Source organism: Methylomonas albis, from assembly GCF_014850955.1.
In the GTDB taxonomy this organism is placed as follows: Bacteria; Pseudomonadota; Gammaproteobacteria; order Methylococcales; family Methylomonadaceae; genus Methylomonas; species Methylomonas albis.
Genome location: NZ_JACXSS010000001.1, coordinates 1,972,741 through 1,987,149, shown reverse-complemented (window position 1 = coordinate 1,987,149; position 14,409 = coordinate 1,972,741). Strand labels below are relative to the sequence as shown.

Below are 14,409 nucleotides of genomic sequence, written 5' to 3'. Positions count from 1 at the left end.
AAAATTACTTACCGGAGATAAAATGCGTCACCTTGTGATTTGCTTCATGGTTTTATTTACGCCAATGTGTTTGGCGGAAACCGATGCAACTGCGACAGGTTGTAGCGTGGAAAACGCCGCCAAACTGGTTTCGCTGCAAGGTAGCTTGTTTTACGACGCTGGCGCCAAAGGGCAATGGCAACCGGCGCAACTGGAGCAAACACTCTGCGAAGGCAGTCGGGTTAGGATAGAAGCATACAGCCGTGCCTCCTTGCTACTACCAAACGGTATCACCCTCCGTCTAGCCGAAGGCACCGTACTAACCTTGAACGGCATCGCCCCCAGCCAACCCACCTTGGTCGATTTGCTGAAGGGCTTTGTACATTTCATCAGCCGCACGCCCAAACAGCTACAAATCACTACCCCCATCGCCAACGCCGGCCCGGAAGGCACCGAATTTGCGTTACGCGCCGATGATGCCAGCGCCGAGTTATGGGTTTACGAAGGCGCGGTGCGCTTTTTCAACACCTACGGCGACATTCACCTGAAGGCCGGCGAAGCAGGACAAACCTTGCTGGGCCAGGCTCCGCGCGCGCAAATCGATCTTAAGCCCGCCGATGCGGTGAATTGGGCCTTGTATTACCCCCCGCTATCAGCCTATGCCGAGCCGGACGCGCCAATAGCACCGGCTCTGCGTGCCGCGATTCAGAATTATCGGCAAGGCCGGGTCGATTTGGCGCTAAGCAGTTTAGAGCGGACGCCACTAGCTGAACAGTCGCCGGAGTTTTTGAAAATCCGTGCAGCAATCAGGCTGACAGCCGGGCAAAGCCAACTGGCGATGCAGGATATTCAAGCCCTACTCTCCGGCAATGCAAATGACGCGGAGGCTTTAGCGCTAGAGAGTATTCTGGCACTGACCCAAAACCGCAAAGTCGACGCACTGAATCTGGCCGAGCGTGCAGTGAGCGCAAATCCCCAATCGGCGACTGCTTACTCAGCACTATCCTACAGCCAACAAGCCGGATTCGAACTGGAAAAAGCCTTGGCAGCGGCGCAGCGTGCCAGCCAGCTAGCAGCTAACGATGCGATGCATTGGGCACGGCTGTCCGAGCTGCAATTGGCGCTGGGCTTACGCGAAGAAAGCGCACAATCGGCGACTAAAGCCTTTATGCTCGATCCGAATTTGGAAAGAACGCAAACCGTACAGGGCTTTTCGCATTTGTTTCGAGTGGATACCGCCCTAGCCCTGCAGCATTTCGAATCGGCCGTCCGGCTGGATTCTACTGCGCCGCTACCACGCCTGGGCTTGGGTTTAACGAAAATCCGCAGCGGCGACTTGGAAGCCGGCCGCCGCGACCTGGAAATCGCCGCCATTCTGGACCCGAATAATTCATTGCTACGCAGCTATCTGGGCAAAGCCTATTACGAAGAAAAGCGCCCCGCGTTGGCCGGCGATCAATTCGACTTGGCAAAGCAACACGACCCGAAAGACCCAACGCCTTATTTTTACGATGCACTACGCAAGCAATCCTTGAATCGCCCGGTCGAAGCGTTGCGTGACATGCAACAAGCTATAGAGCTGAACGACAACCGCGGCGTATACCGCTCCAAACTGCTGTTGGACGAAGACGCCGCCGCGCGCACCGCCAACTTGGCACGTATCTATAACGACCTGGGCTTTGGCCGGGTAGCGTTGAAGGAAGCCTGGAAGTCTCTGGGCCACGACGCTACCGATCCCTCCGCGCACCGCTTTTTATCCGATGCTTACATCGGTCAACCGCGCTACCGCGTCGCCCGCGCCAGCGAGTTGTTGCAGGCCCAATTGCTGCAACCGATCAATATTACACCGGTACAACCGCAACTGACCGGCGAGAATATTGGCATACTAAACAGCACCGGGCCGGGCAGTTTGTCGGTCAACGAATACGATTCCCTTTACACCGGCAACGGTGCGCACATGGTATTGAACGGTGCCTACGGCAGCCGCAACACCCTCACCGACAACGCTATCGTTTCCGGCGTCTACGATAAACTCTCGATGAGTTTTGGGCAATTTCATTATCAAACCGACGGCTTTCGGCAAAACGACGACTACAAACAAGACATTTACAATGCGTTTGCTCAGTATGCTATTACCCAGGATTTGAATGTGCAGGTTGAATTGAAGACCGAGGACGTACGGAGTGGGGATACGCCTTTTCGGTTGAATGGCACGCAAGCGTTAAACCAGCGACAAGCAATAGAACAAGATACTGTGCGAGTTGGCGGACATTACCGAATCGACAACAGCCAAGACTTACTGTTTTCTTCTTTTTATACCACCCGCAAGAACAGTATCAATGACCTTGCACAATTCGATGCCCTCAGCCGTACTGGTCCTGTTCCCTTAAACCAATTTACCTATAATGAATCAGAAGTCAAAAGCTATCAAAGCGAGTTGCAATATATATTCAATGCTGAAAAATTCGATGTAACCAGTGGTGCCGGTTATATTAATGCCGATGACGATACACTATTAAGCAGCTTAACGCGTCGCCGACTTTCGCCGTTTACTGTTCAAAGTAGCCTTACTTTCTCAAATATTGGTGAACGTCAAACTGAATATTTCAATGTCTACAGTTATTTAAAATATAAATTCTTACCTAACTTAAATACCACATTAGGTTTGAGCTACGACTCTTATGAAGCTGGTACATTCAAGAAATATCAATTAAATCCCAAGTTTGGGATTATATGGAATCCCACGCAAAACTTGACCTTACGCAGCGCCGCATTCCGTACCATCAAAAGGCCACTAACCAACAATCAAACCATAGAACCCACACAAGTAGCTGGTTTCAATCAATTTTACGACGAGAATAATGGCGCTGCGGCATGGCAATATGCATCAGGTATTGATTACAAACCCACGAATAGTTTATTTATGGGCGGGGAAATTATCTGGCGTGACAGTCAGCAGTCTATCAATAACATTTCCTCGCAATTTAGCCGGAGCGAAGCAACCCACATGGCTTACCTTTATTGGTCGCCTAGCGATTGGTTAACCTTGAAAAGCGAATATCGCTTCGAAAAATTCAAACGGGAGTTTGTCGTAAATAGCTTGGACTCGTCGAACCCGCGCAGTGTCGCCTCACATCAGGTCCCGCTGTCTATTAACCTGTTTCACAACTCAGGGATGTTTGCCAAATTTTCCGGTACTTTTGTAGATCAGCATGTCACATCGGTCAGGTCTTTAACCGGCTTTCCTCGCACATCCCCGGTTTTTACAGGCGACAGCTCGAGCTTCTGGGTTTTCGATGCCTTGCTAGGTTATCGTCTACCCAATAGACTGGGCACTCTAGCCCTGGAAGGCCGTAACTTATTCGACAATACCTTTTTTTACCAAAGCGTATTCGACGCCAGCGGCCCCCAACTTAGCCCTTTTATCCCTGAGCGGCAATTATTCGTCAAACTGAGTTTATTTTATTAATTTGACGACTATTTTCGATCAGGCTTTTTTAAAAACAGGAGAAATATAATGAAAAAAATGCAAGCGGCTACCATCCTTATGATGAGTACTTTAATCATTGCGTGCGATAAAAAAACAGAAACCAGCACTCCGCCAAAACCGGTAAAACAAAATCCGTCGGTGCCTTCACTCCTGAAACAAAACGCAATACTGGCGGAAGGTATTAATTTTAAAACTAATCAATTCGTCGTAGTCGATTCTGTAACGGGCAAAGAAGTCAAACCATGCATCCAACCTAAAACCGATAAAGCCGGTGACCAAACATGCGATACACGCATAGCCAATGTCGACGAAGCCGTATTAAATGCGTTAAAAATTGATAAACCTATAGATGGCGTAATCGTAAAAAACAATAAAGAAATAAAAGCAAAATTCTTTGTCTCAGTAAAAGCCGTATTCGAAGGTTCATACTGCAATACGTTTTTCTTAAACGGAGAGCAATACGAATTCTGCTACACACAAGAACAAATAGATGCTGCACTAGAGTAATGACAATTGTCATTTAATGATTGCAAATCAAAATACTGGAGGAATCAAGATATTTTCTATATTAAGGGCAATATAGTTTAATAAACCAATATGGCAATTTGCTTAGTTATTATTGGTGGACTCGCCTTTGCGGTCCACCAAATTCAAAATCACTTTTAAGCCTATCCACGACTGGCAAACTCCTTATGGCCCGTCCGTTTCGCATAGTCGTCATTACCGTTCTGGGTTTTATTCTAAGTACACTGGTAGATTTAGCTTTCGATACGGAAAGCAGACTAGGTTTGGACACCTTATTCAAAATCCGCGGCCCGCAAACAATTCCCGATCAGGTGGTAATTGTCGCGATGGACGAAGCGTCCGAGACTCGCTTGGGCGTGAGCCAAGACTTGACCCGCTGGCGCGAGTTTCATGCAAAGTTGCTTGACCAATTGCACCGCCAAGGCGCGCGTTTGATCGTGTTCGATCTGCAATTTATCGCCGCGAATCCCAGCGTTGACCCTGCGCTAGCAAATGCCATGCGCGCAGCCGGCAAAGTATTGATCAATGAATGTGTGCAAAAATTTCGCCGGGGTGTCGAGGACTTTTACGGGCGGGAAGAATGTTCGGACCGCAATAAAATGCCTGCCATTACACGCGAAGGCAAACCAGCGACAAGCTTATCCGAGCAGTTGGTGGTGATGCGCAAACTATCGCCAACGCCGGCGATTGCTCAGGCGGCATTGGATAGTGCGCCGTTTTATCTTGTCAACGACTCGGAAAACGCCAGCATCCGCGAGTCCTGGACTTTTTACGATGCCCTCGCCGAAGCCCCCAGCCTGCCGGTTTTGGCCTGGTTTTATTACCAACCGGCAAGCAGCGATAATCCGGTCAACCAACCCTTGTCGGCTTGGTTGACCGAGCAGCGCCGGGCGTGTGCAAACGCATCTAAACTGGACAAGCCCACCAAGCAATTGATCTGCCAAGGCGACAGCCGCTACCTGAATTATTACGGCCCGCCGCGCACGCTGAGGATGGAATCTTACGCCGACGTCTATGAAGGCAAAGTAGGCGATTTACAAGGCAAAGTCGTTTTCGTCGGCCGCGCCAATCGCCAGTTTTCGCCGGGTAAATCCGACTTTTTCCAAACCCCTTATTCGGACTCACGCACCGGCAAAATGGCCGGTGTGGAAATTATGGCCACGCAATTCGGCAACTTACTTGAAGATCGCTTTATCGAGAGTCCAGCGCCGGGCTGGATAGTCGCTAGCGTATATGGTCTGCTCATCGCCATTGTGCTAGTCCGTTTCGTCGGTTGGCCCGGCGTTGCCATCAGCTTGGCCCTTGCCTTGGCTTACGCGGGTTCGACTATTTACTTGTTTAGCCAACGCCACTGGTGGCTACCGGTCGCCGGGCCGCTATTAATTCAATTGCCGCTTTCCTGGCTGTTGAGTTTGGCTTGGTCGCGCTATGATTTAGTGCGCGAACGCGGCCGGATGCTGGCGTTCGTGCGCCGGGTGTTTCCGCAATGGGTCGGTATGTTGCCGGCCGCGCCGGGACAATGGACGGAAGGTGCTAATGGCGCAGCCGCCGGCACGGAAAGAGATGTCAGCGGTTTATGCCTGGCCACCGACATCGAAGGCTACACCACCATCGCCGCCCAACACTCGCCTAGGGAAATGTGGGCATTATTGAATACTTACTATCAGGTGTTGGGGCATCCGGTGGTGTCGCACGACGGTGTGATCGCCGACGTCACCGGCGACGCGATGATGGCGGTCTGGTTCGATGCGCCGGCAGCCAGCCAACGCAGTGCCGCCTGCTTGGCTGCACTGGAAATGGCCACTGCGGTAGCCTCATTCAACCTATCCTCCAGTCTGACACCACTCGCCACCCGCATCGGCTTGCACGAAGGCGAGCTAACGCTGGGCAGCCTGGATGCCGGCACATCCAGCCACTACCGGGCCATCGGCGATACGGTCAACATCGCCGCGCGGATTCAAGGCGTCAATAAGTACCTAGGCACGCGGATACTGGCATCGCAAAGCATAGCCACTGATCTGGACGACATCGTATCTCGGCCAGTGGGTAGTTTTCGCGTAGTGGGCCGTGCGGAGCCAGTGAAGCTGGTGGAAATCGTCGGACTCAAACAAGGCAGCGATGGCCAACCGAACGCGGTGCACGGTCTATTTACCGATGGACTGGCCGCATTCCAGCAAGGCCTGTGGACAGAGGCCGCCCGCCTGTTTCAAGCGGCGCTCGATCTCGATACCAACGATGGTCCCAGCTGTTTTTATTTGCAAAAAGCCCTGGCATATCGCGAAATGCCGCCGCTGGAATGGGACGGGATCGTCGTATTAGACAGCAAGTAAGTCCCTTATTTTTTAGCGATTGCTTAATTCTACTTTGTCAGATTACAAAAAAGGTTCGTCATACCCGCTGGGATGCGGGTATCCAGTGCCATGGATGGTAAGCTTCGATCCGTCCCTGGCGCCTGGATTTCGGCAATCCCTGCCGAAACGACGGACTTAGAGATGTAGTTCGAGTAATCTGACAAAGTAGAATTAAACGACCTATCGAGGAGCCGCTATTTCTGTCAGCCAATATGCCGCCAAACCGGCAAGGAAAACTACACTGCCCGACTATTTGGCGAGATCACAGCAGAATTCCGTAAAATTAACGGTATGCTGCAGCGACGATAAGCGATGGACGAAAAATGAACTGGAACGAATATATTCAATTGCTGGCGGGCTTGATTGCCGTCGTCAATCCCATAGGCGCCATCCCTGTCTTTCTGGCGTTGACCGCACATAAAAGGCCCGCGGATAGACAACGCACCGCCGCGATTGCCGCTTTTGCGGTAGCCATGGTGTTATTGATTTCCTTAATTGCCGGCGAACATATCTTGCGCTATTTCGGCATCAGCCTATCGGCGTTTCGGGTGGCGGGCGGCATCTTAGTGCTGTTGATGGGCATATCCATGTTACGCGCCAGCGATGACCGCTCCCGCCACACTCCGGAAGAACGCGCCGAATCCTATGAAAAAGAGTCGGTTGCCGTAGTGCCATTGGCAATCCCCTTACTCAGCGGGCCGGGAGCGATCAGTACCACCATTGTTTATGCCCACAACGACTTGTCTATGGCGCACTATCTGTTGTTCATCGCGGCGATTTTAACCGTCTCGCTGCTGGTATTGGCTGCTCTGCTGTCCGCACCCAAGATTGCCGACATGATGGGGCAAACCGGTATGAACGTGGTGACGCGGGTAATGGGCTTATTGCTGGCATCAATAGCCGTGGAATTTATTGCCAAAGGCATGATCGGTTTGTTCCCGATTCTGGCAACCAACGCTTAGGTTAAACGGACAAATCCGGGATTAATTAACGGCCCCGCTTGATTGGGCAAGACAAGCAAGTAGTTCTTAGCATCTCAAGACGTTAACGGGCATAGTGACACTATGCCCGTTAACCTAATCAGGCCTATACCTTAGGCATTTGTCGCAGCTTCTCGACCACTTTGTCGCCAAATTCAACGGTGCTGATCATGGTCACGCCGCTGCCGGGCTTGGACAAATCGGCGGTGGAGTAGCCATCGGCAAATACGCCTTGCATCGCCGCCCAGACGTTTTTCGCTTCCGCTTCCATATCAAAGCTGTTTTCCAACATCATCGCCACCGAACCGATCATCGAATAAGGGTTGGCGATGTTTTTGCCGGCGATGTCCGGTGCCGAACCGTGTGAGGGTTCGTAATAGGCTTTATCCGGGCCGATGCAGGCCGAAGGCATCAAGCCCAGGGAACCCAAGATGCCGCCGCCTTGGTCGCTCAAAATGTCGCCGAACATATTTTCCATCACCATCACGTCGAACTGGGTCGGTTTCAGGCACAGCGCAGTGGCGGCGGCGTCGACCAGCATGTTGACGACTTGCACCTCGGGATATTCTTTGGCGACTTCTTCCATCACCTCATTCCACAACACGCTGGACTTCAGCACATTGCTTTTATGAATGTTGTGCAGCAATTTCCGGCGCTTGCTCGCCAGTTTGAAGGCTTGCTGCATAATTTGGTGAATCTGCGATTCGTCATATTCCAGCGTTTCGCGCACATAACGCAAACCGGCATCGTTGACGCCCATTTCTTTTTCGCCGAAATACAGGCCACCGACCAGTTCGCGGACGATCATCAAATCAATACCTTCGCCGATGATTTCCGGCTTTAAAGGCGAGAAATGCGCCAGCGATTTTGGCAAAGACACCGGGCGGAAGTTGGCGTAGGTGTTGTAACGGCGGCGTAGCGGTAATAAAGCGCCCCGCTCAGGTTGCTCGTCGATAGGAATGCGTTTGGAATCTTCGTGGCTCAAGCCGATCGGGCCTTTCAAAATAGCATCGGCCTCGTCGCAAATGGCTTTGGTTTGGTGCGGAAACGCCGAGCCGGATTCGAAATACGCACAGGCGCCGAAGGCAGCCGGCAGCAACTCGAAGCTCACGTCGTTACGTTCTTCGATCACTTTCAGAACCTTAACGGCTTCCGCGGTAATTTCAGGGCCGATGCCGTCGCCGGCCAATATTGCGATTTTATAATTTTTCATGGGATGGTGATAGCTCAGTGGTTAAAGCGATAAATCGGGAATGTTTAATCGATAACTAAACCGCGGATTTTATCAGATTGGTTGCGATGCTTCCCCCCGAAAAACCGCTTTCCGGATAAACATAGGTAAAACCTGAATGGAATGGGATTTATAGCCGTTTTACCTGATTTACCCTGAAGCAAAATCGTTTCGAGCGGGTTGCATAAGTCACATATGCCGGGAAACCGAGTAATTTTCTCCAACGTTCGAGCTCAGAGCTGCAACGTTTTAGAAATTTTCCGGAACGGCCGAGCTCCGGACTCGAACGATCAAGAAAACTTCTCCATCAATCAAGCTCCGAGCTCGGATGATCGAGAAATTTTCTAAAACGCTGCAGCTCCAAACTAAAACGTCCGAGCTTTTTTCTTGATCATTCTCCCGCAGAACTACATCGCTCGAGTTCTGAGCTGAAACGTTGGAGTTATTTTGTCCAATGACCGAGAAAAAAGCTTGGCCGTTGGAGAAAATTTGTTCAACGGCCGAGTAAATAAGTAAATCAGTGGCAAAAACATAATCAGCAGCCGGCTTATTTGCCGCAGCGAACGTATCCGTCTTTATTGCCCCCACACTCCGGCATGGAAACTATGAAAAGGCAATCCGGGCAAAACCGCATTATTGGGACGATAAGCTACACTTCGCTCGACTTAACGTGAGAGCTGTTCTGATGAATGAAGAAAAACGCCTATCCACGACTCAACTCGCTAAACTACGCAGCGTGTCCCAGGAGCAAATGTTCGGGCAATTGAGCACTTTGGGTTTGATCGAAAAACACGACGACAAATGGCAATTGACCGATGCCGGCACGGCTGCCGGCGGCGTCTATTTGACCGGTAAATACGGCCAATACGTCGCCTGGCCGGAAGATTTTCAGCTACCTAACGCACCAAGCAAACCGGACGCGCCGAAACTGTTGACTGCCACCGTGCTGGGGCAGCAGTTCGAACTCCCCGCCAACAAAATGAACTATATCTTATCAGAACTAGGCTGGATCAAAAAAGGCTTGAAAGGCTGGCTGGTCACCGAACAAGGGCTAGCAATGGGCGCCGAACAAGGCGAAGACAGTCGTTCCGGCATTCCCTACGTGCGCTGGCCGGAAAAAATCACCCGCAACCGCGCGCTGAAAGACAACATCGACAATATCAAAGGCGTCGATAAGCCCAAAACCGATACCGACAAGATGGATAGCTTCCGCCACAAATTCGAAGCCACCCACCGCACCACCGACGGCCACTTCGTCCGCTCCAAGGCGGAAATGCTGATCGACAACTGGCTGTACATGGCGGAAATCGTTCACGCCTACGAACGCAAATTGCCTATCGAAGAAGAAATGTACTGCGATTTCTACATCCCCACCGGCAAAGTTTATATCGAGTTCTGGGGTTACGAAAACGACGCCAAATACCAGGCCCGAAAACAGGAAAAACTCGCCATTTACCAGAAGTACAATTTCAATTTGATTGAATTGACCGATAAAGACGTGTTGAATCTGGACGATATTTTGCCGCGGTTGTTGTTGAAGTTTGGGGTGCAGGCGTATTGATCAGACATTGTGAGTTGCTAATTGTAACTAAATGCAGAGATGATTTTTTTCATCCGTTATATTCAATGTCATTTAGCTGTTGCTCTGCCGCATTCCCCAGATAATCACGGATTGCTGAAAAAAATGCTGGCCAATCTCCATCAATATTTTTTTTAAGCATTGCCTTTGCTAACCGCATTCGGGCGTTTTGAGGTGTATATCCTGCCCGTACCATATCCCTCAGCTGGTCATTAAGTTTTTCAAGTGTTGGCTTACGAAGGTCTCTTAGGCGATTAGAATTCAGGAGAAGCTCATCAATAGTAGCTTTTTCATCGTTCCCACGCTCCGCGTGGGAACGCAGCCTCGGACGCTCCAGCGTCCATCACCAAACATCGATCTCCATCAACCCCGCCAAGCCTTGATAGTTGGCGGCACTGGAATAACGCCAATGCTGCGGTAAGTTGACATAACCGCGCTTGACCGGGTTAGCGTGGATGTAGTCCAGCTTCTGCCGCATCATCACTTCGTTCAAAATCATTTCGGCATGTACGCCCTCTTGCCAGAACTGGTATTCGCGATCCCGTTTATGTGCGGCTTTGGCAAAATGCAGGCGTTGCAGCAGGCGCTCGGCTTTTTGCTGCTGGAGGTGGTCGATGATCCGGCGGGCGGTATAAGCTTTGAAGCTGGCAACGCATTTGTCGAGTTCCGGGGCCTGGGCGATAAAGTGCAGATGGTTTTCCAAAATCACGTAGCCATAGAGTTTTAAATCTGTGTGTTGGCGTTGGTATTGCCAACTATCGAGGACGATTTGCACGGTTTCCGGGCGGGTAAACACGGCCAGCCATTCCAGGACGGTGCAGGTCATGAAATGGGGTTTGTCGGCTTCGGTGATGAGATAACGGCTTCTTCCCACGCTTTACCTTGATTCATAAAGACGCCCGAGCGTCCGGGGCTGCATTCCCACGCGGAGCGTGGGAACGATGAATCACGCAGCCATCAGCTCGTAGCGTGCAGTGAGGTAACGAACCGCACGGAACATGTAAATCAATTCGTAGTCGGCGAAGCTTGATAAGCCACACCAAAGCGCTCAGGGCCGTAGGTCCGTAGGTCCGATTAGTGAAACGTAATCGGACGAATGTACGCGATAAAGTCTTTTGATTCCTGCAAACCGGCTTGATTGCAATACCTTAACTGGTGGAGGTTGTTCAGGGTTTGAGTTCTCGGCGCGGGCGGCGTGCCACAGGCCAATTCTGCAATGATCAGCGGGTGAATCAACGCCAAATCGGAAAGGAGCAAACGCACCAAGTCTTCGTTACGATTTTTGAAATGGCTAACCCAAACCGAGGTATCGACCAATATCATGCAAATGGTTCGGTTTGTCGGCGATCTCGGGGAATATCCGCCATCTCCGGCATGGTTCCGCCTAAGGCGGCCAAGCGTTTAGCGGCCTGAATCCGCACGAAGGTTTTCATCGCTTCCCGGAAGATTTCGGTCTTATCCATGTCCGGATCAGCCATGTCCAGGGCCTTTTGGTACAACGCATCGTCTATGGTTACAGTGGTTCTCATCGTGTTTTCCAGGCATCAATTTTGATGATGTACTGTATCAAAAATTAGCTCATGGGATACGATAAGCAGCGTGCACCGTTTGGGTATCGTTCGCGATTTGCACGGCTTCCAAGGTCACCAGCACCTTTTATAGCCGCTGGCTACGGGGCTAAAAACCAACACTAAACTTGTCAACAAGCCATCGCCAGCGGATAATCCGGCTTACTTTTTGTCTTACCTAAAGGAGATGTCTGTGTCTACCACGACTATTACCTTGTCCAGCAAGGGTCAGGTTGTTATCCCCAAGGAAATTCGCGATGAATTGCATTGGGAAGCCGGTACCGAACTCACGCTGATTGCCAATGCCTCCGGCGTTACGCTGAAAGCGGTGCCAAAGAAATCCGGCCGTAATTTGGCGGATTTGATCGGTATGCTCAAGCATGACGGGCAACCTTTATCCACCACGGCATTATGCCAGCCGGTAGATCTCAATGAAGAAGACAGTTTGGATGCCTCATGATTGCTTTTGATACCAACCTGCTGGTGCGGGCATTGGTGGACGATCATCCCGAACAGGTGGCGGTGGTTCGGCAATTGATTGACAGTGGCAGCATCTTTATATCTCGCACGGTTTTATTGGAAACCGAATGGGTGCTGCGGGCTCGCTATAAGAAAATTCGCGAGCAACTTAGCGCTTTTTTCTTCGCGTTATTGGAAATTGACAATACGGTGGTCGAGGATGCGGAAGCCGTCAGCCATGCGCTGGAATGGTATTCGCAAGGCGCCGATTTCGCCAATGCCTTGCATCTGGCGGCTTGCGATAAGGCTGTGATGCATACCTTCGACCGCGATTTTTGCAAGTCCGCGCGCGACGCAGGTATTGCGCCGGATGTGCGGATTTGGGACGTGTAAATTCCGTTAAGCTCAGTTTTCATCGTTCCCGCGCCCCGCGTGGGAACGATAATCTGCCGGCGCAGTTGAGTTTGTGGCTGGTTTCCGGCTATAGCGCGACAGTAAGCGTATTCCCCTTGAACAATGGCTGGGTTGGGAGCAGCCAACGGCGTTTGCTTCGGGCGTTGCTCCATAGCGTTCGGGCGGGTAGTCTAGGCTTGCAGACTATTGGCCATTTCATGCAGTTGGATGTTGATCAACTTTATGGTCGCCAGAATCCCGGCAAACACCTGATTGACATGCACGCCCCTGGTTTTACGCAATTCGTTGCCGCAATCCCAGGTAATCACGCATTCGGTCAACGCGCTGGTGTGGCCGCCTTTTGGAATGCGAATTTCATAATCGGCCAGGGTCGGCAAGATGTAATTGTAATGCTGCAGCACCTTGCCGATGGCATCGATAAAGGCATCGAAGCCGCCGCTGCCGGCACCGGTAGTCTGATGTTTCTCGCCTTTTACATCGACTCGGATGCTGACGGTGGATGGCAAGTCCAGGCCGCTATTGATGGAGCAAGCCAATAATTTGATGTGCTGATAGCTCTTGCTTTCCAGTACATCGGCGATGATAAACGGCAAATCGTCGGTAGTGATGGTTTGTTTGGAATCACCGATGCTGACAATACGCGCCAGCACTTTTTTCTGGTCTTCTTCCGACAGATCCAGCTCCAGCTGTTCCAGATTTTTTTTCAACGAGGCTTTGCCGCTCATTTTGCCCAAGGCATAACTGCGGATACGGGAAAAACGCTCCGGCCCTAACTTGGTTTTATACAAACCGCCTTTCTGGTCGCCATCGGCATGGATGCCGGCGGTTTGCGTGAATACATCGGCACCGACGATAGGCGCATTGGCGGCAACGCGCTTGCCGGAAAAGTTTTCCACCATTTCGCTGATGCGCACCAAATGGCTCTCGTCCACAGACAATTGCATAGCCATTTTATCGCGCAGCACCACCGCCACTTCGGCGATGGAGGCGTTACCGGCTCGCTCGCCCAAGCAATTGACGGTGCAATGTACCGCGCTGACACCGGCCCGCACCGCCGCCATCACATTGGCGGTAGCCAGGCCGTAATCGTTATGCGGATGGAAATCGAATTGCAACGTCGGATAGCGCTGGCACATATCGTTGAAACTGGCGTATACCTCTTCCGGCGCCATCACACCCAAGGTATCGGGTAGCATGAAATGGCTGATTGGCGCAGGTTGCAAACGCTCCATCAAGCCATAGACATAATCGCGGCTGTCCTTGTAGCCGTTCGACCAATCCTCCAGATAGACATTGATCTTTAAGCCTTGCTCGTGCGCGTAACCTATGGTTTGCAAGACATCGGCACTATGTTGCTCCAGGGTTTTGCCGAGTTGTTCGCGGCAATGTTTCTCACTGCCTTTGGCCAGCAGGTTAATTACCTTGCCGCCGGTGGATTTGATCCAATCCACGCTGCGGGTATGGTCGACAAAACCCAGCACTTCAACGCGCTCGGCAAAGCCTTCCTGCCCGGCCCATTGATTGATCAGGCTGACGGCTTCCTTCTCGCCTTCCGAAACCCGCGCCGAAGCCACTTCGATGCGGTCGACGCGCAAAAACTGCAACAAAGCCTTGGCGATGCTGACTTTTTCCATAGGCGTAAACGCCACGCCCTGAGTTTGCTCGCCGTCGCGCAGCGTAGTATCCATTAACTGGATGTGTCTTGAATTTGTGGGCATACCTGTTGACTGTGATCGACGTGACGTCTGATTTTTATTGAATAAGGGCGCATGCACGAGCATATTGCGCTTTCTAGTTTTGGATTTTCTGCATAGCGCTTCCCGCATTGCCTGC

At 51.3% G+C, this 14,409-nt stretch carries 12 protein-coding genes; 7 read left to right on the top strand and 5 right to left on the bottom strand.

Features of this window, described 5'->3' with window-relative positions; genetic code table 11:
• Nucleotides 1-22: 22 nt before the first annotated feature.
• The 4 genes from EBA_RS09085 (at nt 23) to EBA_RS09070 (ending at nt 7,307) form a co-directional block, all read left to right on the top strand.
• Entirely contained in the window at nt 23-3,448 is a 3,426-nt protein-coding gene (locus EBA_RS09085) for a FecR domain-containing protein (protein WP_192374429.1), read from the top strand.
• 48 nt (nt 3,449-3,496) lie between these two features.
• On the top strand, nt 3,497-3,976 hold the full coding sequence (locus tag EBA_RS09080) for a hypothetical protein (protein WP_192374428.1): 480 nt from the start codon (nt 3,497-3,499) through the stop codon (nt 3,974-3,976).
• Nucleotides 3,977-4,161: 185 nt separating this feature from the next.
• Nucleotides 4,162-6,324, top strand: a complete 2,163-nt coding sequence (locus EBA_RS09075; protein ID WP_192374427.1) for a CHASE2 domain-containing protein — start codon at nt 4,162-4,164, stop codon at nt 6,322-6,324.
• 344 nt (nt 6,325-6,668) lie between these two features.
• The gene (locus tag EBA_RS09070; RefSeq protein ID WP_192374426.1) at nt 6,669-7,307 is read left to right on the top strand and encodes a YchE family NAAT transporter; all 639 of its coding nucleotides are present in this window, start codon (nt 6,669-6,671) and stop codon (nt 7,305-7,307) included.
• A 124-nt stretch (nt 7,308-7,431) separates the two neighbouring features.
• Here EBA_RS09070 and leuB read toward each other — a convergent pair whose 3' ends face one another.
• Nucleotides 7,432-8,538: a 3-isopropylmalate dehydrogenase gene (gene leuB, locus EBA_RS09065; protein WP_192374425.1), complete on the bottom strand. Its 1,107-nt coding sequence runs from the start codon at nt 8,536-8,538 to the stop codon at nt 7,432-7,434.
• A gap of 703 nt (nt 8,539-9,241) precedes the next feature.
• Between leuB and EBA_RS09060 the strand changes: the two genes are divergently transcribed.
• A complete protein-coding gene (locus EBA_RS09060; RefSeq protein ID WP_192374424.1) occupies nt 9,242-10,117 on the top strand; it encodes a glycerol kinase in 876 nt (291 codons plus the stop codon).
• A 361-nt stretch (nt 10,118-10,478) separates the two neighbouring features.
• Here EBA_RS09060 and EBA_RS09055 read toward each other — a convergent pair whose 3' ends face one another.
• From EBA_RS09055 to EBA_RS09045, 3 genes are all read right to left on the bottom strand, one after another.
• The gene (locus EBA_RS09055; RefSeq protein WP_192374423.1) at nt 10,479-11,009 is read right to left on the bottom strand and encodes an REP-associated tyrosine transposase; all 531 of its coding nucleotides are present in this window, start codon (nt 11,007-11,009) and stop codon (nt 10,479-10,481) included.
• A 200-nt stretch (nt 11,010-11,209) separates the two neighbouring features.
• Complete coding sequence (locus EBA_RS09050) at nt 11,210-11,458, bottom strand: type II toxin-antitoxin system VapC family toxin (protein ID WP_192374422.1); 249 nt, start codon at nt 11,456-11,458, stop codon at nt 11,210-11,212.
• Complete coding sequence (locus EBA_RS09045; protein ID WP_192374421.1) at nt 11,455-11,664, bottom strand: type II toxin-antitoxin system VapB family antitoxin; 210 nt, start codon at nt 11,662-11,664, stop codon at nt 11,455-11,457. Before EBA_RS09045 ends, EBA_RS09050 begins: the two co-directional genes overlap by 4 nt.
• Nucleotides 11,665-11,896: 232 nt before the next feature.
• On the opposite strand from EBA_RS09045, the gene EBA_RS09040 reads away from it, so the two are divergent.
• Nucleotides 11,897-12,163, top strand: coding sequence for an AbrB/MazE/SpoVT family DNA-binding domain-containing protein (locus EBA_RS09040; RefSeq protein WP_223146656.1), 267 nt, complete (start codon nt 11,897-11,899; stop codon nt 12,161-12,163).
• Nucleotides 12,160-12,555, top strand: coding sequence for a type II toxin-antitoxin system VapC family toxin (locus tag EBA_RS09035; protein ID WP_192374420.1), 396 nt, complete (start codon nt 12,160-12,162; stop codon nt 12,553-12,555). The genes EBA_RS09040 and EBA_RS09035 overlap by 4 nt, the downstream gene beginning before the upstream one ends.
• A gap of 191 nt (nt 12,556-12,746) precedes the next feature.
• On the opposite strand, the gene EBA_RS09030 is transcribed toward EBA_RS09035, so the two are convergent.
• On the bottom strand, nt 12,747-14,294 hold the full coding sequence (locus tag EBA_RS09030; protein ID WP_192374419.1) for an alpha-isopropylmalate synthase regulatory domain-containing protein: 1,548 nt from the start codon (nt 14,292-14,294) through the stop codon (nt 12,747-12,749).
• Nucleotides 14,295-14,409 lie beyond the last annotated feature (115 nt).

Coding starts and splice junctions, on each gene's coding strand:
- EBA_RS09080 (WP_192374428.1), top strand. CDS start 3,497: ATGAAAAAAATGCAAGCGGCTACCATCCTTATGATGAGTACTTTAATC.
- EBA_RS09085 (WP_192374429.1), top strand. CDS start 23: ATGCGTCACCTTGTGATTTGCTTCATGGTTTTATTTACGCCAATGTGT.
- EBA_RS09035 (WP_192374420.1), top strand. CDS start 12,160: ATGATTGCTTTTGATACCAACCTGCTGGTGCGGGCATTGGTGGACGAT.
- leuB (WP_192374425.1), bottom strand. CDS start 8,538: ATGAAAAATTATAAAATCGCAATATTGGCCGGCGACGGCATCGGCCCT.
- EBA_RS09050 (WP_192374422.1), bottom strand. CDS start 11,458: ATGATATTGGTCGATACCTCGGTTTGGGTTAGCCATTTCAAAAATCGT.
- EBA_RS09030 (WP_192374419.1), bottom strand. CDS start 14,294: ATGCCCACAAATTCAAGACACATCCAGTTAATGGATACTACGCTGCGC.
- EBA_RS09075 (WP_192374427.1), top strand. CDS start 4,162: ATGGCCCGTCCGTTTCGCATAGTCGTCATTACCGTTCTGGGTTTTATT.
- EBA_RS09060 (WP_192374424.1), top strand. CDS start 9,242: ATGAATGAAGAAAAACGCCTATCCACGACTCAACTCGCTAAACTACGC.
- EBA_RS09070 (WP_192374426.1), top strand. CDS start 6,669: ATGAACTGGAACGAATATATTCAATTGCTGGCGGGCTTGATTGCCGTC.
- EBA_RS09045 (WP_192374421.1), bottom strand. CDS start 11,664: ATGAGAACCACTGTAACCATAGACGATGCGTTGTACCAAAAGGCCCTG.